This is a genomic window from Modestobacter sp. VKM Ac-2982, assembly GCF_026967935.1.
In the GTDB taxonomy this organism is placed as follows: Bacteria; Actinomycetota; Actinomycetes; order Mycobacteriales; family Geodermatophilaceae; genus Modestobacter.
The window spans coordinates 1260776-1284540 of sequence record NZ_JAPVBL010000001.1 but is presented as its reverse complement, the minus strand read 5'-3'; the positions used below and the strand labels follow the sequence as shown (position 1 = coordinate 1284540).

Annotated in this window: 23 protein-coding genes; 5 read left to right on the top strand and 18 right to left on the bottom strand. The window is 74.2% G+C overall.

From position 1 onward, the window contains the following. Positions 1-54 precede the first annotated feature (54 nt). Positions 55-1824, bottom strand: coding sequence for a dihydroxy-acid dehydratase (gene ilvD / locus O2W20_RS06350; RefSeq protein ID WP_269170883.1), 1770 nt, complete (start codon positions 1822-1824; stop codon positions 55-57). A 13-nt stretch (positions 1825-1837) separates the two neighbouring features. Next, entirely contained in the window at positions 1838-2815 is a 978-nt protein-coding gene (locus tag O2W20_RS06345) for a bile acid:sodium symporter family protein (protein ID WP_269170882.1), read from the bottom strand. Positions 2816-2939: 124 nt separating this feature from the next. Between O2W20_RS06345 and O2W20_RS06340 the strand changes: the two genes are divergently transcribed. Next, positions 2940-3767: a helix-turn-helix transcriptional regulator gene (locus tag O2W20_RS06340; protein WP_269170881.1), complete on the top strand. Its 828-nt coding sequence runs from the start codon at positions 2940-2942 to the stop codon at positions 3765-3767. A gap of 45 nt (positions 3768-3812) precedes the next feature. Next, positions 3813-4175 carry a PH domain-containing protein gene (locus O2W20_RS06335; RefSeq protein ID WP_269170880.1) on the top strand — a complete coding sequence of 121 codons (363 nt, stop codon included), beginning with the start codon at positions 3813-3815 and terminating at the stop codon, positions 4173-4175. A gap of 59 nt (positions 4176-4234) precedes the next feature. On the opposite strand, the gene O2W20_RS06330 is transcribed toward O2W20_RS06335, so the two are convergent. Next, complete coding sequence (locus O2W20_RS06330) at positions 4235-5200, bottom strand: 2-hydroxyacid dehydrogenase (RefSeq protein WP_269170879.1); 966 nt, start codon at positions 5198-5200, stop codon at positions 4235-4237. 65 nt (positions 5201-5265) lie between these two features. On the opposite strand from O2W20_RS06330, the gene O2W20_RS06325 reads away from it, so the two are divergent. After that, positions 5266-6447 carry a PQQ-dependent sugar dehydrogenase gene (locus tag O2W20_RS06325; protein WP_269170878.1) on the top strand — a complete coding sequence of 394 codons (1182 nt, stop codon included), beginning with the start codon at positions 5266-5268 and terminating at the stop codon, positions 6445-6447. 16 nt (positions 6448-6463) lie between these two features. On the opposite strand, the gene O2W20_RS06320 is transcribed toward O2W20_RS06325, so the two are convergent. Genes O2W20_RS06320 through gatC form a run of 5 tightly spaced genes read right to left on the bottom strand, consistent with a single transcriptional unit; the run spans position 6464 to position 10558 of the window. Continuing rightward, on the bottom strand, positions 6464-7006 hold the full coding sequence (locus tag O2W20_RS06320; protein ID WP_269170877.1) for a GNAT family N-acetyltransferase: 543 nt from the start codon (positions 7004-7006) through the stop codon (positions 6464-6466). Positions 7007-7015: 9 nt separating this feature from the next. Then, a complete protein-coding gene (gene gatB / locus O2W20_RS06315; RefSeq protein ID WP_269170876.1) occupies positions 7016-8524 on the bottom strand; it encodes an Asp-tRNA(Asn)/Glu-tRNA(Gln) amidotransferase subunit GatB in 1509 nt (502 codons plus the stop codon). Beyond that, positions 8521-8733 (bottom strand): hypothetical protein, encoded by a 213-nt coding sequence (locus O2W20_RS06310; protein WP_269170875.1) that lies wholly within the window; start codon positions 8731-8733, stop codon positions 8521-8523. Before O2W20_RS06310 ends, gatB begins: the two co-directional genes overlap by 4 nt. Next, positions 8730-10262: an Asp-tRNA(Asn)/Glu-tRNA(Gln) amidotransferase subunit GatA gene (gatA, locus tag O2W20_RS06305; RefSeq protein WP_269170874.1), complete on the bottom strand. Its 1533-nt coding sequence runs from the start codon at positions 10260-10262 to the stop codon at positions 8730-8732. The genes O2W20_RS06310 and gatA overlap by 4 nt, the downstream gene beginning before the upstream one ends. Further along, positions 10259-10558, bottom strand: coding sequence for an Asp-tRNA(Asn)/Glu-tRNA(Gln) amidotransferase subunit GatC (gatC, locus tag O2W20_RS06300; protein ID WP_269158853.1), 300 nt, complete (start codon positions 10556-10558; stop codon positions 10259-10261). Before gatC ends, gatA begins: the two co-directional genes overlap by 4 nt. Before the next feature lie 196 nt (positions 10559-10754). Here gatC and O2W20_RS06295 point away from each other — a divergent pair, with 196 nt between their 5' ends. Beyond that, entirely contained in the window at positions 10755-11417 is a 663-nt protein-coding gene (locus tag O2W20_RS06295) for an ACT domain-containing protein (RefSeq protein ID WP_269170873.1), read from the top strand. 26 nt (positions 11418-11443) lie between these two features. Here the strand turns inward: O2W20_RS06295 and ligA are convergent, their stop codons facing one another. Both ligA and O2W20_RS06285 read right to left on the bottom strand, forming a co-directional pair. After that, a complete protein-coding gene (gene ligA / locus O2W20_RS06290) occupies positions 11444-13627 on the bottom strand; it encodes an NAD-dependent DNA ligase LigA (RefSeq protein WP_269170872.1) in 2184 nt (727 codons plus the stop codon). Positions 13628-13696: 69 nt separating this feature from the next. Continuing rightward, complete coding sequence (locus tag O2W20_RS06285) at positions 13697-14896, bottom strand: HNH endonuclease signature motif containing protein (RefSeq protein ID WP_269170871.1); 1200 nt, start codon at positions 14894-14896, stop codon at positions 13697-13699. 143 nt (positions 14897-15039) lie between these two features. Here O2W20_RS06285 and O2W20_RS06280 point away from each other — a divergent pair, with 143 nt between their 5' ends. Further along, complete coding sequence (locus O2W20_RS06280) at positions 15040-15435, top strand: hypothetical protein (protein ID WP_269170870.1); 396 nt, start codon at positions 15040-15042, stop codon at positions 15433-15435. A gap of 9 nt (positions 15436-15444) precedes the next feature. Here O2W20_RS06280 and O2W20_RS06275 read toward each other — a convergent pair whose 3' ends face one another. The 8 genes from O2W20_RS06275 to O2W20_RS06240 form a co-directional block, all read right to left on the bottom strand. Next, entirely contained in the window at positions 15445-16503 is a 1059-nt protein-coding gene (locus tag O2W20_RS06275) for a methionine synthase (protein WP_269170869.1), read from the bottom strand. Between the two features lie 41 nt (positions 16504-16544). After that, complete coding sequence (mnmA, locus tag O2W20_RS06270; RefSeq protein ID WP_269170868.1) at positions 16545-17642, bottom strand: tRNA 2-thiouridine(34) synthase MnmA; 1098 nt, start codon at positions 17640-17642, stop codon at positions 16545-16547. Position 17643: 1 nt separating this feature from the next. Then, on the bottom strand, positions 17644-18834 hold the full coding sequence (locus O2W20_RS06265) for a cysteine desulfurase family protein (protein WP_269170867.1): 1191 nt from the start codon (positions 18832-18834) through the stop codon (positions 17644-17646). A 198-nt stretch (positions 18835-19032) separates the two neighbouring features. Further along, positions 19033-19995, bottom strand: coding sequence for an electron transfer flavoprotein subunit alpha/FixB family protein (locus O2W20_RS06260; RefSeq protein ID WP_269170866.1), 963 nt, complete (start codon positions 19993-19995; stop codon positions 19033-19035). 35 nt (positions 19996-20030) lie between these two features. Next, positions 20031-20810, bottom strand: coding sequence for an electron transfer flavoprotein subunit beta/FixA family protein (locus O2W20_RS06255; RefSeq protein ID WP_269158845.1), 780 nt, complete (start codon positions 20808-20810; stop codon positions 20031-20033). A 117-nt stretch (positions 20811-20927) separates the two neighbouring features. Beyond that, on the bottom strand, positions 20928-22037 hold the full coding sequence (locus O2W20_RS06250; RefSeq protein ID WP_269170865.1) for a PLP-dependent cysteine synthase family protein: 1110 nt from the start codon (positions 22035-22037) through the stop codon (positions 20928-20930). Between the two features lie 43 nt (positions 22038-22080). Further along, positions 22081-22866 (bottom strand): enoyl-CoA hydratase/isomerase family protein, encoded by a 786-nt coding sequence (locus tag O2W20_RS06245; RefSeq protein WP_269170864.1) that lies wholly within the window; start codon positions 22864-22866, stop codon positions 22081-22083. 56 nt (positions 22867-22922) lie between these two features. Then, on the bottom strand, positions 22923-23723 hold the full coding sequence (locus O2W20_RS06240; RefSeq protein ID WP_269170863.1) for an ABC transporter ATP-binding protein: 801 nt from the start codon (positions 23721-23723) through the stop codon (positions 22923-22925). Positions 23724-23765: the final 42 nt, after the last annotated feature.

Below are 23765 nucleotides of genomic sequence, written 5' to 3'. Positions count from 1 at the left end.
CAGGGCGGACGGCCCGGCCTCACCCGTTCGGGCGGGGCCGGGCCGGTGCGGACGTCAGCCGCAGACCGCGCCCTGGGCCGCGGAGCCGACCAGCTTCGCGTACTTGGCGAGCACCCCGCGGGTGTAGCGCGGCGCCGGCGGCGCCCAGCCCTCCCGGCGCCGGGCCAGCTCGGCGTCGTCCACCAGCAGCTCCAGCGTGCGGGCGGCCAGGTCGAGCCGGATCCGGTCGCCCTCGCGGACGAAGGCGATCGGGCCGCCGTCGGCCGCCTCCGGCGCGATGTGCCCCACGCACAGGCCGGTGGTGCCGCCGGAGAACCGCCCGTCGGTGAGCAGCAGCACGTCCTTGCCCAGCCCGGCGCCCTTGATCGCACCGGTGACGGCGAGCATCTCGCGCATGCCGGGGCCACCACGCGGGCCCTCGTAGCGGATCACCACGACGTCGTCCTTGGCAAGGGTGCCCTCGGTGACGGCGTCCATCGCACCCTGCTCACCGTCGAAGACCCGAGCGGTGCCCTCGAAGACGTCGGCGTCGAAGCCCGCGGACTTCACCACCGCGCCCTCCGGCGCCAGCGACCCGCGCAGCACGGTGAGCCCACCGGTCTTGTGGATCGGGTCGGACATCGCGCGGATGATCGCGCCGTCGGGGTCCGGCGGGCTGAGCTCGGCGAGGTTCTCGGCCAGCGTCCGGCCGGTCACGGTGAGCACGTCGCCGTGCAGCAGACCGGCGTCCAGCAGGGCGCGCATGACCACCGGGACGCCGCCGATCCGGTCGACGTCGGTCATCACGAACCGGCCGAAGGGCTTCACGTCGGCCAGGTGCGGCGTGCGGTCACCGATCCGGTTGAAGTCGTCCAGGGTGAGGTCGACGTCGGCCTCGTGGGCGATCGCCATCAGGTGCAGGACGGCGTTGGTCGAGCCACCCAGCGCCATGGCCACGGTGATGGCGTTCTCGAACGCCTCCTTGGTCATGATCTGCCGGGCGGTGATGCCCTGGCGGAGCAGGTTCACCACGGCCTCGCCGGAGGCGATCGCGATGGCGTCGCGGCGGGCGTCGGGCGCGGGCGGCGCCGCGCTGCCGGGCAGGGCCATGCCCAGCGCCTCGGCCACGCTGGCCATCGTGTTCGCGGTGTACATGCCACCGCAGGAGCCCATCCCGGGGCAGGCGGCCTTCTCGATGGCGGTCAGCTCGTCGCGGGTGATCTTCCCGGCGGCGCAGGCGCCAACGCCCTCGAAGACGTCGATCAGGGTGAGGTCCTTGTCCCCGAGCTTCCCCGGCAGGGTGGAGCCGGAGTAGACGAACACGCTGGCCAGGTCGAGCCGGGCGGCGGCCATCAGCATGCCGGGCAGCGACTTGTCGCAGCCGGCCAGCAGCACCGACCCGTCCAGGCGCTCGGCGAACATCACGGTCTCGACCGAGTCGGCGATGACCTCACGGGAGACCAGCGAGGCGCGCATCCCCTCGTGGCCCATCGAGATGCCGTCGGAGACGGAGATCGTGCCGAACTCCAGCGGGTAGCCGCCGGCGGCGAACACGCCCTCCTTGGCCCGCTTGGCCAGCCGGTCCAGCGACAGGTTGCAGGGGGTGATCTCGTTCCAGGACGAGGCGACGCCGATCTGCGGCTTGGCGAAGTCGTCGTCGCCCATGCCCACCGCGCGGAGCATGGCCCGGGCCGGGGCCTTGGCGTCCCCGTCGGTGACCTCGCGGCTGCGCGGCTTGACGTCGACGCTGCGGTCGTTGTTGGTGGGGCGGTCCTCGACGGTCGTCACGACCGGCGATGGTAGGCCGGTGGCCGCGGGCCCGGCGGTGGGCTGGGTGGTGGTCATGGCGTGCTCCTGATCAGGGACGGGGGCCGGGGGCACCGGCCGGGAGGGTGGGCTCGGACTCCGCTGCGGCGCTGCGGCGCGCCCAGTGGCCGGCCAGCAGCGAGCCCGAGACGTTGTGCCAGACGGAGAAGAGCGCCGCGGGCAGCGCCGCCGCGGCGGAGAAGTGCGCGGTGGCCAGCGCCGCGGCCAGGCCGGAGTTCTGCATCCCGACCTCGATGCTGACCGCGCGCCGGCCCTGCTCGTCGAAGCCGCAGACGCGGGCCACCGCGTAGCCCAGCCCCAGGCCCAGCAGGTTGTGCACGACGACGGCCACGACCACGAGCAGGCCCACCGACAGCAGGGTGTCCGCGCTCGCGGCGACGACGATCGCCACCACCACGGCGATCCCGGCCACCGAGACCAGCGGGAGCAGGTCCAGCAGCCGTTCGATCAGCCGCGGCACCACCCGACGGAGCAGCAGCCCGAGGAGGACCGGGACCAGCACGATCTGCACGATCGAGGTGAACAGCCCGGCGCCGTCGACCGAGAGGTACTGCCCGGCCAGCCACAGCACCAGCAGCGGGGTGAGCAGCGGCGCCAGCAGGGTGGAGACCGACGTCATCGCCACCGACAGGGCGGTGTCGCCGCGGGCCAGGTAGACGATCACGTTCGACGCGGTGCCGCCCGGCGCCGAGCCGACCAGCACCATCCCGGCCGACAGCGCCGGCGACAGGTCGAGCACCTGGGCGATCCCGAACGCCAGCCCGGGCATGACGACGAACTGGGTGGCCACCCCGGCCAGCAGCGCCCAGGGGCGGCGCGCCACGATCGCGAAGTCGACCGGCCGCAGGGTCATGCCCATCCCGAGCATGATCACCGCGAGCAGCCACGGGATCGCCGCCGTGCCCCCGGCGAACGCCCCGGGGACCGCCAGCGCCAGCGCGCCCGCGAGCACGACGATGACGGCGAACCAACGCCCGACGAACGAACTGACGACCCTGACCCGGTCCACCCTGATCCCCCCTCGCGCGCAGCGGTGCGCCGGCCCAGCGTGCGGGCCGGTCGACGGGGGCACAAGGAGAGCGTTGATGCTGGTACTGGCACCACCACCCAGACCCGTCCCGAGGAGGCACCGCATGACCGGTTCACCGCGCACCGAGCTGGCGGCCTTCCTGCGGTCCCGGCGGCGGCAGGTGACGCCGGCCTCGGCCGGGCTGCCGGGGCACGGTGCCCGGCGCTCCCCCGGGCTGCGCCGCGAGGAGGTCGCCCTGCTGTCCGGGGTCAGCCACACCTGGTACACGTGGCTGGAGCAGGGCCGGGACATCTCGCCGTCCCGGCAGGTGGTGGACGCCGTCGCCCGGACGCTGCAGCTCTCGCCGGCCGAGCATCAGTACGTGCTGCGGCTGACCGGGCACGCTGCGACGGCGCCGGCCGAGCCCGGCCCGGCAGAGCTGCCGGCGCACGCCGTGCGGCTGCTGGACGCGCTGGGCCCCTCCCCCGCCTTCGTCCTCACGCACAGCTGGTCGATCCTCGGGTGGAACACCGCCTACGAGCGGCTGTACCCCGGGGTGGCCACGGCGCCGGAGGACGAGCGGAACCTGCTGTGGGTCGTGTTCACCGACCCGGCCGTGCGGAGCCTGCTCGGCGACTGGGCCACCGACAGCCGGCGCTTCCTCACCCAGTTCCGGGCCGAGGTCGGCAGCCGGGTGCACGACCCGGCCGTCGTCGACCTGGTCACCCGGCTGCAGGAGGCGAGCGAGCACTTCCGGGCCGGGTGGGCGAGCCACGACGTCGAGTCGTTCAGCTCCAGCGAGCGCCGCTTCGAGCACCCCCGGGTGGGCAGCCTGCTGCTGGAGCACCACCAGCTCACCCTGGCCGACTCCGCCGACCTGCACCTGGTCGTCTACACGGCGGCCGCGGGCACCGACAGCGCCGCGCGGCTGGCCCGGCTGAGCCGCGGCTGAGGCGTCCCCGGCCGGCCGGGGTGCCGGATCTGGGAGCATCGGGGGGTGGCTGTCGCCCGGATGCGGATGAGCCGGATCTCGCTCGTCCCCGTCCTCTTCCTGACCATCTGCGTGCTGCCCGTGACCGTCGCCAGCCCGTGGGCGTTCCTGCTGCTGCTGGTGCCCCTGGCGCTGGCGGTCTGGGTGTTCCGGGTCGGCGTCGACGTCGGGGACGACGGGATCACCGCGCGGTCGCTGGTCGCCCGCCGCACCATCGCCTGGGACGACCTGGCCGGCGTCCGGGTCGGCGAGCGCGCCGACCTGTGGCTGGTCACGACCGCCGGCACCCAGGTGCAGCTGCCGGTGCTGCGCGCCCGCGACCTGCCCCGCCTCGCCGCCCTCTCCGGCGGCCGCATCCCCGCCCTGTAGTCGGCCCCCGCGCAGGGGCCCGGCCCGAGCTCGCGAGGGTCGGGGGCGCGGGGGTCCTTTCAGTAGTCGGCGACGACGTTGCGCAGCGGCTCGCCGGCCAGCACCCGGGTGAGCTGCTCGGTGACGGCGGCGGTGGCGCGGGCGTTGGTGTCCGGCACCGCGCCGGCCACGTGCGGGGTGAGCAGCAGGTTGGGCGCCGACCACAGCGGGTGCCCGGCGGGCAGTGGCTCGGGGTCGGTCACGTCCAGCGCGGCGCGCAGCCGCCCCGAGGTCAGCTCGGCCAGCAGCGCGTCGGTGTCCACGACCACCCCGCGGGCGGCGTTCACCAGCAGGGCGTCGTCCTTCATCGCGGCGAGGAAGGCGGCGTCGACGAGGCCGGTGGTCTGCGGGGTCACCGGCACGATGAGCACCACGACGTCGGCCTCGGGCAGCAGCTGGGGCAGCTCCTCCATGCCGCGCACGCCGTCGCGGGCGGTGCGCGCGACGTAGGTGAGGTCGACGTCGAAGCCGGCCATCATCCGGCCGATCGTGCGGCCGATGTCGCCGGCGCCCACCATCAGCACCTTCGCGCCGATCAGCGAGTGCTCGGTGCGGAAGTCCCAGCGGCCGGCGTCCTGCGCGCGGGTGAAGTGCGGGATGCCCCGCTGTGCGGCCAGCGTCGCGGCGACCGTCCACTCCGCGGTCGAGGGGGTGTGCGCACCACGTGCGTTGCAGAGTGTGACCCGCTCGGGCAGCCGGCCGACGAACTTCTCCGCCCCGGCGCTCATCAGCTGGACGAGCCGCAGCTGCGGCAGGGCGTCGAGCACCTCGCTGGGGATCTCCCCGCCACCGCGCGGCACGAGCACCTGTGCCTGCGTCGCCTCCCCGGTGGGCAGCCCCTCGTCGGGGAGCCGGTGGGCACGGATGCGGGGTGAGACGGCCGCGACCGCCTCGGCGAGGGCTCGGGAGGGGACGAGCACGTGCAGCGCCTCCTCCGGGCCCAGGGGCAGCGTGGGGGCGGTGTCGGGACCGGTGACGTCGGGCACGGGTCCCGACCCTAGGGGGGTCGGTCGACGGCGGCGCGGCGGCCAGCCGCCGTACTGTTGCCGGGGTGGGACGGCGGACGGCGGCACCCGGTGCCCGGCGACGGACGGCACTGCTCCTGGGCGGGCTGCTCCTGGGCGGGCTGCTCCTGGGCGGGCTGCTGCTGGCCGGCTGCGGCGGCGGCTACGAGCCGGCCGGCCCGTTCCGCGAGGTGCCGCAGGGGCAGCCACCACAGGTCGCCCCGCCCCAGGAGAGCACCCCGATCCCGGCGCCCGGGCAGCCCTCCACCCCGGGCACCGGGGAGGAGCAGGCCGGTGACCCGAGCGTGGTCGCCACCGGGCTCACCGTGCCCACCGGCCTGGCCCTGCTGCCCGACGGGACGGCGGTGGTCGGCGAGCGGGAGACCGGGCGGCTGCTGCAGGTCTTCCCCGACCGCTCGGCGCCCCGGGAGCTGATGACCGTGCCGGGCATCGACACCAGCGGCGACGGCGGCCTGCTCGGGCTGGCGCTCTCCCCGACGTTCACCGAGGACGGGCTGGTCTACGCCTACGTCTCCACCGCCACCGACAACCGGGTGGTCCGCTTCCCGATCGGGGGCACCCCGAACCCCGTGCTGACCGGCATCCCGCGCGGCGAGGTGCACAACGGCGGCGGGCTGCTCTTCGGGCTGGACGGCGTGCTGTACGTGGGCACCGGCGACGTCGGTGACCCGGCGCTGGCGGCCGACCCGGCGTCGCTGGCCGGCAAGGTGCTCGCCGTCGACGTCTTCGGCCAGCCCGTCGGCCCGGGCCCCGTCTTCACCCGGGGCCACCGGGACGTCACCGCGCTCTGCCAGGGCGGGGACGAACAGCTCTACGGGACCGACGACGCGCTGCAGGGTGCCGACGAGCTCAACGCCCTCGTCGCCGGCGGTGACTTCGGGCCGGGCGGCATCGCACCGGTGCTCGAGGTGCCCGGCGAGGAGGGCGGGCTGGGCGGCTGCGCGGTCACCGGCCCCTACGTCTTCCTCGGGGCGCTCGACGGGCAGCAGGTGCACGTCGTCGAGCTCGACGGGTCGCGGGTCCCGGTCGAGGAGCCCACCGCGTTCCTCGACGAGGACCACGGCCGGCTGCGGACGGTCGCCCTGGACGCGGAGGGCGCGCTGTGGATCACCACCTCCAACCGCGACGGGGTGGGCACGCCGAGCGAGGACGACGACAAGGTGCTGCGGGTGCTCCCGCCGACGTCCTCGGCCGGCTCTCCGCTCTGACGCGAGGCCGCCCGGGCTACCGGGTGAAGCGGTGGACGACGTGGTCGGGTGGGTCGACCGGGTTGTCCGGCACCAGCTCACCCTCGGCGTACCAGGTCGCGCCCGCGCGGCGCAGGGCCCGCCAGGAGGCCACGTTGCCCCGGGCCACCGGCACGAGGACGTCCTGCGCCTCGGGGTGGTCGGCGAAGCCCCGGGCCACCGCAGCGGCGATCATCGCCGCGCCCAGCCCCCGGCCGCGGGCCCCCGGCTCGCCGACCAGGTAGTCGATGCTCAGCGCCCCCGCCGGCACCTCACAGATCGCTGACAGCTCGGCGAGCGACTCCGGTTCGTCGGCGAACGCGTACACCTGCACCAGCCCGAACGGCTCACCCTCGTGCACGCCGAGGAAGACCGCCGTCGGATCGGTGCCGTCGACGCTCGGGCCGTACTGCCGCTCGATCGCGGCGGGGCCGGGGTCGTCGTCCCACCACCGGGCGACCAGCGGCTCGGCCAGCCAGCGGCAGAGCAGCGGGAGGTCCGCCCGCCGCAGCGGGCGCAGCTCGACGGCGGGCAGCCCCACCGCACCAGGCTAGGAGCCCAGCACCCGCTCCTCCAGCATCCGCTTCACGGTGGGGGCATCGGCCTTGCCGCGGGTGGTCTTCATGACCGCCCCGACGAGCGCGCCCAGCGCCTGCACCTTGCCGGCCTTGACCTTGGCGATGACGTCGGGGGCGCCGGCGATCGCGGCCTCGACGGCGGCGACCAGCTCGTCGGACTCCCCCATCACGGCCAGCCCCTGCGCCTGGACGACCTGCGCCGGGTCCCCCTGGCCGGCCAGCACGCCGTCGAGCACCTGGCGGGCCAGCCCGTCGTTGATGGTGCCCTCGTTGACCAGCCGGACCAGCTCGGCGACCTGCGCCGGGGTGACCGCCAGCTCGCCGAGCTCGGTGCCGGCCTCGTTGGCCCGGCGGGCCAGGTCACCCAGCCACCACTTCCGGGCGTCACCAGGGGAGGCGCCGGCCGCGACGGTCTGCTCGACCAGGCCCAGGGCGCCGGCGTTGGCCAGCCAGGTCATCTCCGTGCCGGAGATGCCCCACTCCTGCTGGAGCCGGGTGCGCCGGGCGGCCGGCAGCTCGGGGAGCTCGGCGCGCAGCTTCTCGATCCAGTCCGCGTCGGGCGCCAGCGGCACCAGGTCGGGCTCGGGGAAGTACCGGTAGTCGGTCGCCTCCTCCTTGCTGCGCCCGGAGGAGGTGGTGCCGGTGTCCTCGTGGAAGTGCCGGGTCTCCTGCACGATCCGGCCGCCGGAGTCGAGGACGGCGGCCTGCCGGCGCATCTCGAACCGGACCGCGCGCTCGACCGACCGCAGCGAGTTCACGTTCTTGGTCTCGGTGCGGGTGCCCCACTCCAGGTCGCCGACCGGGTTGAGCGAGATGTTCACGTCGCAGCGCAGGCTGCCCTGCTCCATCCGGACGTCGGAGACGCCGAGGGCCTGGACGATCTCGCGCAGCTCGGTGACGTAGGCGCGGGCGACCTCGGGGGCCAGCCGGCCGGCGCCGGGCACCGGGCGGGTGACGATCTCCACCAGCGGGATGCCGGCCCGGTTGAAGTCGATCAGCGAGTGGTCGGCGCCGTGGATGCGCCCGGTGGCCCCACCGACGTGCAGGTTCTTGCCGGTGTCCTCCTCCAGGTGCACCCGCTCGATCTCCACGCGGTGCGTCGTCCCGTCGACCTCGACGTCCAGGTGGCCGGCGACGCACAGCGGTTCGTCGTACTGGCTGGTCTGGAACCCCTTGGGGATGTCGGGGTAGAAGTAGTTCTTCCGGGCGAACCGCGACCAGTTCGCGATCCGGCAGCCCAGCGCCAGGCCGATCTTGATGGTCGCCTCGATGGCGGCGGCGTTGGCCACCGGCAGCGAACCGGGCATGCCCAGGCACACCGGGCAGGTGTGGGTGTTCGGCTCGGCACCGAAGGTGGTGGCGCAGCCGCAGAACATCTTGGAGGCGGTGCCCAGCTCGACGTGGGTCTCCAGCCCGATGACCGGCTCGTAGCGGGTCAGGACCTCGTCGAACTCGACCAGCCGGTCGGCGGTGCTGGTCATGGCTTCTCCTCCGGGTGGTCGATCGGGCCGGACGTCGTGCTGCGGCCGGTGGTGGCGCTGCGGGTGGTGAACCAGGCGCCGATGGCGGTCAGCACGCCGAGGACGATGAAGACGGCGAAGATCGCCTGGCCGGTCACGGCCCACAGCACCGCGCCGGCGACGATCACGAAGACCGTCAGCCCCCAGGCTGCCTTCATGGGCCCGTTCACGCGGCACCCGCCGGGGCGCCCAGCTCGTCGAGCAGCCGGTGCCCACGGGCGGCGTCCTGCGCGGCCTCCAGGGCGGCGGCGATGCGGTAGCACCGCTCGTCGGCCAGCGCCGGGGCCATGACCTGCAGCCCCACGGGCAGCCCGTCGGACAGCCCGCTGGGCACCGAGATCGCGGGGAGCCCGGCCAGGCTGGCCGGCAGCGTGCACAGGTCGGCGGCGTACATCGCGATCGGGTCGTCGACCCGGGCGCCGATCGGGAAGGCGACCGTGGGCATGGTCGGGCTGACCAGCACGTCGACGTCGGCGAAGGCGGCACCGAAGTCCCGGGTGATCAGCGTGCGCACCTTCTGCGCCTGGCCGTAGTAGGCGTCGTAGTACCCGCTGGAGAGCGCGTACGTGCCCAGGATGATCCGCCGCTTGACCTCCGGGCCGAAGCCCTGCTCCCGGGTCAGCGCCATGACCTCGTCGAGGTCGCGGCTGCCGTCGTCACCGGCCCGCAGGCCGAACCGGACGCCCTCGTAGCGGGCCAGGTTGCTGGAGGCCTCGCTCGGCGCGATCAGGTAGTAGGCCGGCAGCGCCAGGTCGAACGAGGGGCAGGAGACCTCGGTGACCTCGGCGCCCAGCCCGGCCAGGACCTCGATCGCCTCGCGGGTGCGGGCCAGCACGCCGGGCTCGTAGCCGTCGGTGTGGCCCTCGCCGCCGAGCTCGCGCACGACACCGACCCGCACGCCGCGCAGGTCGCCGGCCGCGCCCTCGCGGGCAGCGTCGGCCAGCCGGGCCAGCGGGGTGTCGATGCTGGTGGAGTCGCGCGGGTCGTGGCCGCCGATGACCTCGTGCATCACCGCGGCGTCCAGCACCGTGCGGGCCATCGGCCCGGCCTGGTCCAGGCTGGAGGAGAAGGCGATCAGGCCGTAGCGGGAGACCGAGCCGTAGGTCGGCTTGTGCCCGACTATCCCGGTCACGGCGGCCGGCTGCCGGATGGAGCCGCCGGTGTCGGTGCCGATCGACCAGGGCGCGAGGTGCCCGGCGACCGCGGCGCTGGAGCCACCGGAGGAGCCGCCGGGGATGCGGTCGGTGTCCCAGGGGTTGCGGGTCACCTGGTACGCGGAGTTCTCGGTGGAGGAACCCATCGCGAACTCGTCCATGTTGGTCTTGCCCAGCAGCACGGTGCCGGCCTCGGCGAGCCGGGTGGCGACCGTGGCGCTGTAGGGCGGGAGCCAGCCCTCGAGGATCTTCGAGCCGCTCGTGGTCGGCACGCCCTCGGTGACCACCAGGTCCTTGAGGGCCACCGGGACCCCGGCCAGCGGGCCGAGCTCGGCGCCGGTGGCACGGGCCTGGTCGACCGCGGCGGCCGCGGCGAGCGCGGCGTCGTCCTCGACGTGCAGGTAGGCGCCGAGCCGGCCGTCGTCGGCGGCGATCCGGTCCAGGTGCGCACGGGTCACCTCGACGGCGCTCACCTCCCCGGAGCTCAGCAGCCGGGAGAGCCCGGCGACGTCGACGCGGGTCAGGTCACTGCTGGTGCCGGTCACTCGGCGTCCCCCAGGATGCGCGGCACGCGGATGCGGCCGTCCTCGGCGGCGGGCGCACCGGCCAGCACGACGTCGCGCGACAGGCTCGGGGTCACCTCGTCGGGGCGGAGCACGTTGGTCAGCGGGACGGCGTGGGTCATCGGCGGCACGTCGGCCACCGCGGCCTCACCCACCCGGGCGACGGCGGCGAGCACCTGGTCGAGCTGCCCGGCGAACCGGTCCAGCTCCTCGTCGGTGACGGCCAGGCGCGACAGACGCGCCAGGTGTGCGACGTCCTCACGGGAGATGCTGCTCATGCTGCGCTGGGACCCCACTTCGGCGGCCGGACGGGCCCGGCCTCGACTCGCTCCACGACCCAGCCACTGTACGTGGGACGCCGTGGCCGCCCGACCGCGAGCCGGGGTTGGTCCGGGGGCCCTTCATGGGGGAGGCTGCCCCCTGTCCGCGATCGACGGCGATCGACCAGCTCCAGCACGCCGTCCGGGGGAATCCGTGTCCTACCTTCTGCGATTGGTCGTCCCCGACCGGCCCGGCACGCTCGGCGCCGTCGCGACGGCGCTCGGCCATGCGGGCATCGACATCGTCTCCGTCGACGTCCTCGAGCGCGGGAACGGCGTCGCCGTCGACGACATCGTGGTGGAGCTCCCCGCCGACCGGGTCGCCGACAGCCTGATCACCGCAGCGACCGCCGTGCCCGGCGTGCAGGTCGAGTCCCTGCGCCCGTTCGCCGGTCCGATGGACACCCACCGGGAGCTGGAGCTGCTGGAGGCGCTGGCCCCGGCCGGGGACGGCACCGCCAAGGTGCTCGCCACCGAGCTCCCTCGGGTGTTCCGCAGCGGCTGGGCGGTGGTGCTCGCCGGGTCAGCCGACCAGCTCACCGTGCTGGCCGCATCGGACGCCGCGCCGTCGCTGGAGGGCGTCCGCACCCCGTGGCTGCCGCTGATCACGCCCCTGTTGCTGCCCAGCGAGGGCGAGTGGGTGCCGCGCCGCTGGCAGGAGATGGCGGTGGAGATGATGGCTGCGCCGCTGGACCCCGGCACCGCTGTGCTGCTGGGCCGGTCCGGCGGGCCGGTGTTCCGCCGCTCGGAGCTGCTGCGGCTGGCCCACCTGACCGGGCTCGCCGCGACGGTCACCCGGCTCCCACCGGCCGACTGAAGGAGTGCCCCGCTGCAGCGGGGCCGTCAGGCGCCGGCGGGATCGGCGGCCGCCGCGCCGTCGCCGATGGTGGCCACCTCGCGGGCGGCGTCCGGCCCCTGCTCGAGCAGGACCGTGAAGCCGTCGTCGTCCAGGACCGGCGCCTTCACCGCGATCGCCTTGTCGTACTTGCTGCCGGGGTCGGCGCCGACGACGACGAAGCCGGTCTTCTTCGACACCGAGCCGGTGACCTTGCCCCCGCGCTCCTGGATGGCGGCGATCGCCTGGTCCCGGCTGTGGTCACGCAGCGAGCCGGTGACGACGACGGTGATCCCGGTGAGCGGGCCGGGCCCGGAGTCGGACTCGGGGTCGGCCATCCGGACGCCGGCGGCCCGCCACTTCTCCACCACGTCGCGGTGCCAGTCGACGGTGAACCAGTCTCGCACCGCGGTGGCGATGGTCGGCCCGACGCCCTCGGCGGCGGCGAGCTCCTCCTCGGTCGCGGCCATCAGCCGGTCGATCGAGCGGAACTCGCGGGCGAGCGCCTGGGCCGCCGTCGGCCCGACGTGCCGGATCGACAGCGCCACGAGCACCCGCCACAGCGGGACGTCCTTGCGGGTCTGCAGGTTGGCGAGCAGCCGCTTGCCGTTGGCGGAGAGGGTGCCGTCCTTCCTGGTGAAGAAGTCGGTGCGGCACAGCGCGTCCTCGTCGAGGGTGAAGACGTCGCCCTCGTCGGTGAGCAGCCGGCTCTCCAGCAGGGCGGTCGCCGCCTCGTAGCCGAGCACCTCGATGTCGAAGGCGCCGCGGCCGGCGACATGGAAGACCCGCTCCCGGAGCTGCGCCGGGCAGGACCGGGCGTTCGGGCAGCGGATGTCGGCGTCACCCTCCTTCTCCGGGCGGAGCTCGGTGCCGCACTCGGGGCAGTGGGTGGGCATCAGGAACTCGCGCTCGGAGCCGTCGCGGGCCGCCACGACCGGGCCGAGCACCTCCGGGATCACGTCGCCGGCCTTGCGGATCACCACGGTGTCGCCGATCCTCACGCCCTTGCGCTTGACCTCGCTGGCGTTGTGCAGCGTGGCCAGCTGGACGGTGGAACCGGCGACCTTGACCGGCTCCATGTAGGCGAAGGGGGTGACCCGTCCGGTGCGGCCCACGTTGACCCGGATGTCGTGCAGCTTCGTCGTCGCCTCCTCCGGGGGGTACTTGAACGCGATGGCCCACCGGGGTGCCCGGCTGGTCGAGCCGAGCCGGCGCTGCAGGGCGACCTGGTCGACCTTGACGACGACGCCGTCGATCTCGTGCTCGACGGCGTGCCGCTGCTCCCGGTAGCGCTCGATGTAGGCCCAGACCCCGGGGAGGTCCTCGACCACCTCGTACCGTTCGCTGACCGGCAGCCCCCAGGCGCGCAGCTGCTCGTAGCCGTCGGACTGGTGGGCGGGCTCGAAACCGCGGCGGGCGCCGATGCCGTGCACCACCATGCTGAGCGGGCGCTTCGCCGTCTCGCGGGCGTCCTTCTGCCGCAGCGAACCGGCCGCGGCGTTGCGCGGGTTGGCGAAGGGCGGTTTGCCCGCCTCCACCAGCCCGGCGTTGACCTCGGCGAACGCGGCGACCGGGAAGTAGACCTCCCCGCGGACCTCCAGGAACTCCGGCACGTCGTCCCCGGTCAGCTGCTGGGGGACGACGGCCAGGGTGCGCACGTTGGCGGTGACGTCCTCCCCCGTCGTCCCGTCGCCGCGAGTGGCCGCCCGGACCAGCCGGCCGCCCTCGTAGACCAGGTCGATGGCCAGCCCGTCGACCTTCAGCTCGCAGAGGTAGCCAGCACCGGCAGCGCCGTCCCGCTCCGCGCGGGCGGCCCAGGCGGAGAGCTCGTCGGAGGAGAAGGCGTTGTCCAGGCTCTGCATGCGCTCCGGGTGGGTGACCGGGGCGAAGGTGGCGCCGAAGCCGCCGTTGACCTTCTGGCTGGGCGAATCCGGCGTGACAAGGGCCGGGTGGGCCGCCTCCAGCGCCTTCAACTCACCCATCAGCTCGTCGTACTGGCCGTCGCTGACCAGCGGGGCGTCCTGCACGTAGTAGGCGAAGGCGTACCGGTCGAGCTCCTCGGACAGGTCCCGGTGCCGGGTGCGCGCCTCGTCGGGGACCTCGGTGACGTCCTGCCGGTCGACGGGCGCCTCGACCGCGGGCTGGTCAGCCGCGTCCACCGTGTCCTGCTCCAGCTCAGCCTCGCTGCTCACGGACGAGACGGTATCCGGCGGGTCGGACGGGAAACGGCGGCCCAGGCAGCCCGACGCGCCGCGGCAGCACTAGAGCGGTGGGCCGATGAGGATCTGGGTGCCGTCGGGGCGGTAGGTGCGCCATCGTCCGCCGGGATCGCGTTCGACCCGGAACCCGTGGTGGACCTTGGTGTGGTGCCGTTCGCACAACAGGGCTGAGTTCTGCAGCGAGGTCTCCCCGCCGTGCAGCCAGTGGATGAGGTGGTGGACGTCGCACCACCACGACGGCGCGCCGCAGCCGGCGAACACGCAGGACTTGTCGCGGCGTTCCACGGCCTTGCGCAGCCCGGGGGTGACCACCCGGTGGTCCCGCCCCAGGTCCAGCGGCACCCCGTCGGGTCCCATCACGATCCGGGAGGTGCTGCCGTCGCAGGCCAGGTAACGGGCGCGGGCGGCGGAGATCGTCGCCCCGAACCCCATCTCCCCGGCACCAGGACCGGTCGCCGGGTCGACCAGGTCCTCGAGGTCGATGCCCACCACCACGTGGGGCTTCACCGTGCGCAGGATCGGCAGGTTCCCCGACGCCAGCTGGTTGTCACACAGCTGCACGAAGGCATCGCCGTTCTGCTGCGCGCGGGTCCGCTCATCACCCTTGGGCCGGTGGGCCTGCACGATCGACTCGATCGCCGCCTGCACCTTCTCCCCACCGGCGGCATCCAGCTCGAAGCGGCCGGTGACGGTCCCGTCGGCGTGCTTGACCATCGTCAGCCGACGCCCCTCCGTGGGGTCCGGCTCGGGACCGTCGGGGTCCAGGGCGTCGTCGAAGGCCTGCACCGCGGCGGCCAGCGACTCGTGCGGGGACTCGGTGGCCACGCGCGCCCACACCTGGTCGAAGGCACCCAGGTCGATGCCCTGTTCCTCGGCCCGGGCGACCTCGCGGGGGCCGATCTTCTCCGCCACCACGTTCACCTGCCCGGCGGTCACCACACCCTCGGCGAACCCGGCCGCCAAGGCCGGGAAGTGCTCCAGCACCCGCCCCGACCGCACGATCCGCGACGCCTCCGTCTGCGACAACCGGGGATGACCGATCAACCACGCACGCATCGACTTCAACCCGTCGTGCTCGCAGGCCTGCGTCAGCTCCGCGTGCCGCACCGTGCGGGTCAACTCCGCCGCGACCCGGTTCTGCAACGCCACCAGCACGGCCACCCGGTCCAACGCGGCCCCGTCGCTCAACCCGTGCAGATCTTCGGCCGCCAGGGCGTCCAGAGCCGACTGGAACTCGCTCACAGACACCTCCCGACCAGTTCGAACGCTTGTACGAATACTACCGCCGAAGAAGAGCTCCCACAACGCGAATCCCCAGGTCAACGCCTTGTCCACAGATGTAGGAGACCTCTTGACGACCCCTGCCAGGACGAGACCATGACCCCGTGCACCCGGACCTCGAGCGCGCTCTCCAGCCGGTCTTCGACGACCTCCGCGCCACGTCGGGGCCGCTCCCTCGCCGGGTCGACGCCGACTGGCCCGGCATCGGCCAGGACGACGGTGGGCCACCCACGGCCCGGGCCGTGCTGTGGGGCCGCGCCAGCGGTCAGGGCGTCTTCGTGGAGCTCCACCTCCCGCTGCCCCACCAGGTCGTCCAGGTGGCCGACGGCGTGCAGGACTGGGTCGTCGAGGAGCTGTGGGGGTGCGCTCCGACCAACTGGCTGCGCTGCCCGCAGCACCCCGAGACCCACCCCCTCGAGGCGCGGGTGCGGTACGCCGCCGCCTGGTGGACGTGCCCGCGTGACGACGTCCCGGTCAGCGAGGTCGGGAGCCTCCGCTGAGCCGGGCCGTCACTCCGGCAGGAGGTACTTCGCCGCCTCGCGGACGTGCGCCATCGCCGTCCGGGCGTAGGCCTCACTCGCCCCGGCCAGACCGCAGGACGGCGTGAGCGTCACGGCGCCGACCAGCTCCTCGGCCGGGAACCCGAGCTCGCGCCACCAGGCCTGCACGCGGGTGGCGGTCGCCTTCGGCCGGCCCACGTCGGTGTCGGTGCCGGGGACGACGCCGACGAACAGGTGGGTGCCTGCCTCGATGGCGGTGCCGACGGCGTCGAGGTCCTGCACCAGCCCCAGGTCGAAGGACAGCCCCTGTGCCCCGGCGGCCCGGAACAGGTCCAGGGGGGCGCGCTGGGCGCAGCAGTGCAGGACGACCGGCGCCGGCACCCGCTGGACGAGCCCGGTCAGCTGCTCCTCCACGACGTGGGACTCCACCGCCGAGAGCTTCCCGAACCCACTGACGGTGGGCAGTCCGCCCTGCAGCACGGCGGGCACCGACGGCTCGTCGAACTGGACGAGGACCGAGGCCCCCGGGACCCGGGAGGAGACGGCGGCCACGTGGGCAGCGATCCCCTCGGCGAGGGACTGCGCGAGGTCGCGGCGCGCCCCCGGGTCCACCACGGCGCGGTCGCCGCGGGTGCGCTCCAGCCCGGCGGCCAGGGTCCACGGCCCGGCCACCTGGACCTTGAACGGCCCCACGTACCGCTCGGCCACCTCGTAGAGGGCGTCCAGGTCCCGGGCCATCGCCTCCTTGGCCCGGCGCAGGTCGGCACCGGGGCGGGCCACCAGCCGCCAGCCCGCCGGGGTGAGGTCGACGTAGAGGTCGACCAACAGGGCGGCAGCGCGCCCGATCAGGTCCGAGCCGGGGCCGCGGCCGGGCAGCTCGGGGAGGTGCGGGAGGTCCGGCAGCTCGCCGACGACCAGCCGCATCGCCTCGACCGGGTCGCTGCCGGGCAGGGACCCGATGCCGGTGGCCGGCCCCCAGACGGGCAGCGCCGGTCGTACGTCGTCGCCGGTGCCGGGCTCGCGGCCCGGCCCGGTGCTGTCGTCCGGGAGATCCGTCGCCGAGGTCACGTGCCGACCGTAGCCCGCCGTCCCGCCAGCACCGGGGACGGTCAGCTCAGCACGGGCTCCGGTCGTTCACGGGCGCCCAGCACCGCGCCCTGCCCCAGCACCAGGTCGCCCCGCTCGGCGTCGGGGGCGTAGAGCACCGCCGACTGCCCCGGCGCGACCCCACGCTGCCGTTCGCCGAGCACCAGGCACAGCCCGCCGTCCTCGGCGAGGGAGACCTCGCAGGCGACCGGCACGGCGTGGGCGCGCAGCTGGACCTGCGCCCGGAACGGCAGGTCGGGCACCGGCCCGGTCCACGTGGGGGCCCCGGTGTGCACCTCATCGACCTCCGCCTGCTCCGCGGTGCCGATGGTCACGGTGCGGCTGACCGGCTCGATCCCCAGCACGTACCGCGGGCGCTGGTCACCGGCGGTCACCCCCAGCCCGCGACGCTGGCCGATGGTGAAGCCGTGCGCGCCGGCGTGCGTCCCGACGGTCTGACCGGTCGCGGCGTCGACGACCGGACCGGGCTGCTCGCCCAGCCGCCGGGCGAGGAAGCCGCGGGTGTCGCCGTCGGAGATGAAGCAGATGTCGTGCGAGTCCGGCTTGGTGGCCACCGCGTAGCCGCGCTCGGCGGCCAGCTCCCGCACCCGGTCCTTGGTCATCGAACCGAGCGGGAAGACCGCGCCGGCCAGCTGCTCGGCGGAGAGCACACCGAGCACGTAGGACTGGTCCTTCGCCGGGTCGACCGAGCGGCGCAGCTCGCCGTCGGCCAGCCGCGCGTGGTGACCGGTGACGACGGCGTCGAAGCCCAGCGCCCGGGCCCGGTCGAGGACCGCGGAGAACTTGATCTTCTCGTTGCAGCGCAGGCACGGGTTCGGCGTCCGGCCCGCGGCGTACTCGGCCACGAAGTCGTCGATGACGTCCTCGCGGAACCGGTCGGCCAGGTCCCAGACGTAGAAGGGGATGCCGAGGGAGTCGGCGACCCGCCGGGCGTCGTGCGAGTCCTCGACGCTGCAGCAGCCCCGGGCACCGCTGCGCAGCGTCTGCCGGTCCGGGGAGAGCGCCAGGTGCACCCCGGTGACGTCGTGCCCCGCCTCGACGGCCAGCGCGGCGGCGACCGCGGAGTCCACTCCCCCGCTCATGGCGGCGATCAGTCGCATCTCAGTGCCGCCCGGTCCCGGCCCGCCGGGCCCGCTCCACGACCGGGCCGATCACCTCGAGCAACGCGTCGACGTCGGCGTCGGTCGAGGTGTGGCCCAGGCTGAACCGCAACGAGCTGCGGGCCCGGGCGGGGTCGGCGCCGGCAGCCAGCAGCACGTGGCTGGGCCGGGCGACGCCCGCACTGCACGCCGACCCGGTGGAGCACTCGATCCCCCGCGCGTCCAGCAGCATGAGCAGCGCGTCGCCCTCCGCGCCGGGGAACGACAGGTGGGCGTTCCCCGGGAGCCGCCCCGGACCACCGGCCACCACGTCGTCCAGCGGTGGGCCGTTGAGCTGGGCGTCGGGCACCTCGGCGACGACGCCGGCGACCAACCGGTCGCGCAGGGCGGCCACCCGGGCAGCGCGCTCGGCCCGGTCGGCGACGGTGGCGTGCGTGGCCGCAGCCAGCCCGACGATCGCGGCGACGTCCAGGGTGCCGGACCGGACGTCGCGTTCCTGCCCGCCGCCGTGCAGCAGCGGGGTGCACTCGGCGTCCCGGCGCAGCAACAGCGCGCCGGCCCCCATCGGGCCGCCCACCTTGTGCCCGGTCATGGTCAGCGCGTCGACACCGCTGGCGGCGAAGTCCAGGGGCAGCTGGCCGATCGCCTGCACCGCGTCGGTGTGCAGCGGCACCCCGACCTCGTGGGCCAGCGCGGCGAGCGCGGTCAGGTCACTGACGGCGCCGATCTCGTTGTTGGCCCACATGACCGTGGCCAGGGCGACGTCCCGCCCGTCGCCGAGGGCCTCGGCCAGCGCGTCACGGGTGACCCGGCCGGTCGGCTCGACGCGCAGCCAGGTGACCTCGGCGCCCTCGTGCTTCTCCAGCCACTCGACGCTGTCCAGGACGGCGTGGTGCTCCGCCGGGCTGGCCACGATCCGCCGGCGCCCCTGGTCGGCCGTGCGGCGGGCCCAGTACAGCCCCTTGACGGCGAGGTTGTCGCCCTCCGTGCCACCGCCGGTGAACAGCACCTCCGACGGCCGCGCCCCCAGGGCGGCGGCCAGTCGCTCCCGCGACTCCTCGGCGACCCGCCGGGCCTCCCGGCCGCTGGCGTGCAGGGACGAGGCGTTGCCCACCCGGGCCAGCTGCTCGGTCATGGCCGCGAGCGCGACCGGCAACATGGGGGTCGTCGCCGCGTGGTCGAGGTAGGTCATGGCAGAGCCAGCGTATGCCTCGTGCGCCGAGGGCAACCCGATCGTGTCCGACAGGTGGAAGTCCACACCGCCTGCCCGCCTCCTCGTCCCTGTGGCCGCGACGTGCGTCGAGCGCCGACCCGGAGGCCGGCGCCCGACGCGACGTGCTCTTCCACCCTCCCGCTGCCCCAATGAGGGAGCGCAGGAGAGCCCTCGGTGCTACTTGCGGGCGCTGATCTGTTCGGTGGCCGCCGGGACGACGGTGAACAGGTCGCCCACCACGCCGAAGTCGGCCAGCTCGAAGATCGGTGCCTCGGGGTCCTTGTTGACCGCGACGATCGTCTTCGAGGTCTGCATCCCGGCGCGGTGCTGGATCGCCCCGGAGATGCCCACCGCGATGTACAGCTGCGGCGAGACGGTCTTCCCGGTCTGCCCGACCTGGAAGGAGTGCGGGTAGAAGCCGGAGTCGACGGCGGCGCGAGAGGCACCGACGGCGCCACCGAGGGAGTCGGCGAGCCCCTCGATCACCGAGAAGTTCTCGGCACTGGCCACGCCGCGACCGCCGGAGACGACGATCGCAGCCTCGGTGAGCTCAGGCCGGTTGGACTTCTGCTCCACGACCCGGTCGAGCACCCGGGTGCGCTTGGCGGCCTCGGAGACCGCGACCTGCACGGTCTCCTCGGTGCCGGCGGCCGGGGCCGGCTCGGGGGTGACCGAGTTGCCGCGCAGGGTGTAGATCGGCGTGCCGACGGTGACCTGCGAGTGCACGATCGTCGCCCCGGCGAACGCCACCTGGGTGGCGGTGCCGTCGGCGGCGATCTCGGTGACGTCGGTCAGGAAGCCGCTGCCGGTCTTGATGGCCAGCCGGCCGGCGATCTCCTTGCCCTCCGGGGAGGAGGGGATGACGACCGCGGCCGGTGCCTTCTCAGCGACCAGCTGTGCCAGCACCTCGGCCTTGGGGGCCACCAGGTAGGCGTCGACGTCGTCGGACTCGGCGACGTAGATCTTCGCCGCGCCGTACTCGGCCAGCACGTCCTTGATGCCCGCGGCGGTGCCGGGGGCACCGATGACGACGGCGGCGGGCTCACCGAGCACACGCGCGGCGGTCAGCGCCTCCAGCGTCGACTTGCGGGGCCCACCGTCGGCGGGGTTCAGCTCGGCAAGGACCAGGACCTCTGCCATGTCTGTTCTCTCCTCAGCTCTGAGTCGCGCGCCGGTCAGACGATCTTCTGGGCGGCCAGGTAGCCGACCAGCTTGTCGGCACCGTCGCCCTCGTCGGCGACCTTCACGCCCTCGCCCTTGGGCGGGCGGCCGGCGAAGTCGACGACCTTGCTGGTGGCGGTGGCCAGGCCCACGGTCGACGCGTCGATGCCCAGGTCGGCGAGGGTCTTGGTCTCGACCGGCTTCTTCTTGGCGGCCATGATCCCCTTGAAGGAGGGGTAGCGCGGCTCGTTGATCGTGTCCCAGGTGGAGACGATCGCCGGCAGCGGCGCCTCGACCTCCCAGTAGCCGCCGTCGGTCTGCCGCTCGATCTTGGCCATCGAGCCCTCGATCGTCAGCTTGCGGGCGCCGGACAGCTGCGGGATGCCCAGCCGCTCCGACAGCAGCGCCGGCATCACCGAGACCTGACCGTCGGTGGACTCGGCGCCGCACAGCACCAGGTCGTACTCCAGCTGCGACAGCGCGGCGGCGATGACGGCGCTGGTCTGCACGGCGCAGGAGCCGTGGATCGCCGGGTCGCTGACGTGCACGGCCTTGTCCGCGCCCATCGACAGGGCCTTGCGGATGGCATCGGTGGCGGTGTCGGGGCCGACGGTCAGGACCGTGACCTCACCGCCCTGCGCCTCCTTGACGGTGAGCGCCTCCTCGATGGCGTACTCGTCCATCTCGTTGATCACGTTGTCGGCGGTGGCCCGCGCGACGGTGTTGTCCGACGGGTCCAGCTTCCGCTCGCTGCCGGAGTCGGGGACCTGCTTGACCAGAACGACGATGTTCATCGTCAGACCAACCTCCGCGGTGGTTCGGGTGGGCGCGGGCGAAGCCCGCCTCGTGCCGATCATCGAGGCTACTTGCGGGTAACACCCGGCGCGCAGGGAGGGGCCGGGTGACCTGGCTCACTCGGCCACGGTCCACTCCCCCGTGCGGGCGAAGTGCTCGAGGACGGCGGTGTGCGGGGCCAGGTCCAGCCCCTGCGCCGCCACCCAGGCGTCGTCGTAGTACGTGCAGGCGTAGCGCTCCCCGCCGTCGCACAGCAGCGTGACGACGCTGCCGGTGCGGCCGGCGGCGAGCATCTCGGCGATGAGCCCGAAGGCCCCCCACAGGTTGGTGCCGGTCGACCCGCCGGCCCGGCGCCCGGTCACCTGCCTCAGGTGGCGCATGGCCGCCAGCGAGGCGGCGTCGGGCACGCAGACCATCCGGTCGACGATGGTCGGGACGAACGAGGGCTCCACCCGGGGCCGGCCGATGCCCTCGATCCGCGAACCACGACCGACGGTGGCCGGGTCGGCGTCCCGCCAGCCGGGGAAGAACGCCGAGCCCTCCGGGTCGACGACGGCCAGCCGGGTGGGCAGCCGGCGGTACCGGACGTACCGGCCGATCGTGGCGCTGGTGCCACCGGTGCCGGCGCCGACGACGACCCACTCCGGCACCGGGTGCCGTTCCCGGCTCAGCTGATCGAAGACCGACTCGGCGATGTTGTTGTTCCCGCGCCAGTCGGTGGCCCGCTCGGCGTTGGTGAACTGGTCGAGGTAGTGCCCGCCCGTCTCGGCGGCGATCCGGCGCGCCTCGTCGTAGACGGTCCCCGCATCGGCCACCAGGTGGCAGCGACCGCCGTGGAACTCGATCAGGGCGATCTTCTCCGCGCTCGTCGTCGCCGGCATCACCGCCACGAAGGGCAGCCCCAGCATCCGGGCGAAGTAGGCCTCGCTGACCGCCGTCGACCCGCTGGAGCTCTCCACCACGGTGCTGCCCTCGTGCAGCTGACCCGAGCACAACGCGTACAGGAACAGCGAACGCGCCAGCCGGTGCTTGAGGCTGCCGGTGGGGTGGGTCGACTCGTCCTTGAGGTAGAGGTCGATGCCCCACTCCGGCGGCAGCGGGTAGACCAGCAGGTGGGTGTCGGCAGACCGGTGCGCGTCGGCGTCGACCAGCGCGACGGCCCGGTCGACCCAGGCCCGCCCGCCGGGGTCGGAGCGGTCGAGATCGGTGGGGCGCACGGCGGTCACCAGGGCATGCTCCCGCACCGACGACGCCGGCACCCCGAGGTGGTCAGCGACCGGTGAAGGTGGCCTTGCCGGGACCGTGCTCCAGGAACGAGCGCATCCCGGTCGCCTGGTCCTCGGTGTCGAACAGCTCGGCGAACAGCCGGCTCTCCAGCTCCAGCCCGGCGGCCAGGGTGCCGTCCAGCCCCTCGTCGATGGCCCGCTTCGCCGCGGCGAGCGCCAGCGGCGGCCCCTCGGCGAACTTGCGGGCCATCGCCACGGCGGTCGCGTGGACCTCGTCGTCGGGGACGACGGCGTCGGCCAGCCCCATCTCCAGGGCCTCCTCGGCGCCCACGTGCCGGCCGGTGAACACCAGGTCCTTGGCCTTGGCCGGGCCGACCAGCCGGGCCAGCCGCTGGGTGCCACCGGCACCGGGGATGACGCCCAGCTGGATCTCCGGCTGCCCCACCTTCGCGCCGCGGCCCATGATCCGGAAGTCCGCGCACAGCGCCAGCTCGTAGCCGCCGCCGAGGGCGTAGCCGGTGATCGCGGCGATCACCGGCTTCGGGATGCGGGCGACCGTGGTGAACGAGGAGGTCAGCTCCCGGCCCCACGCCACCATGCTCGCGCCGGTCAGCTGCGACATGGCCTTGATGTCGGCCCCGGCGGCGAACACCCGCTCCCCGCCGTAGAGGACGACGGCCCGCACGTCGGCGCGCTCCCCGGCCTCCAGCGCCGCGGCCCGCACCTCCCAGTGCAACTGCTCGTCGATCGCGTTCATCTTCGGCCGGTCGAGCCGGATGGTGCCGACGCCGTCCTCGACCTGGAGGGTGACGAACTCGGGCGCTGCCATACGGGCCTCCGTGTGCGGCGGGACGTCGGTGTCCGTGATCGGTGGTGGGTCAGACCCTAGGTGGCACGACGGGCGCTGAACCGCCCGTTCTCGCGCTGCACGTCCAGCGGCAGGCCGAACGCCTCCGACAGCAGCGGTGCGGTCAGCACGTCCTCGACCGGGCCGGAGCCGACCACCTCACCGCCGCGCAGCAGCAGCGCGTGGGTGTAGCCCGGCGGGATCTCCTCGACGTGGTGGGTCACCAGCACCTGCGCCGGCGCGTGCTCGTCGCGGGCGAGGTCCGACAGCCGGGTGACCAGGTCCTCCCGGCCGCCCAGGTCCAGCCCGGCGCCGGGCTCGTCGAGCAGCAGCAGCTCCGGGTCGGTCATCAGCGCGCGGGCGATCTGGGTGCGCTTGCGCTCGCCCTCCGACAGCGTGCCGAAGGGCCGGTGCGCCATCCGGGCCACGCCCCACTGCTGCATGAGCAGCGCCGCCCGGGTCAGGTCGTGCACGCCGTAGCGCTCCCGCCACCGGCCGACGACGGCGTACCCGGCGCTGACCACCACGTCACCGACCCGCTCGCCCGGCTCGATCCGCTGCGCCAGCGCCGCGCTGGTCAGCCCGATCCGGGTGCGCAGCTCGAAGACGTCGACCGCGCCGAGGGTCTCCCCGAGGATCCCCACCTCCCCGCGGGTGGGGTGCAGCTGTGCGCCGGCCAGCTGCAGCAGCGTCGTCTTCCCCGCCCCGTTGGGGCCCAGGAGCACCCAGCGCTCGTCGGGTCGGACCGTCCAGTCGACCGCGCGCAGCAGGTGCGCCTGGCCCCGGACGACGTCCACTCCGCGGATCTCGACGACCGGCTCAGTCCACACGCCTGCCATCCAACCAACCCGCCGAGCGCCGTGGTCACCCGGTTCGGCCCC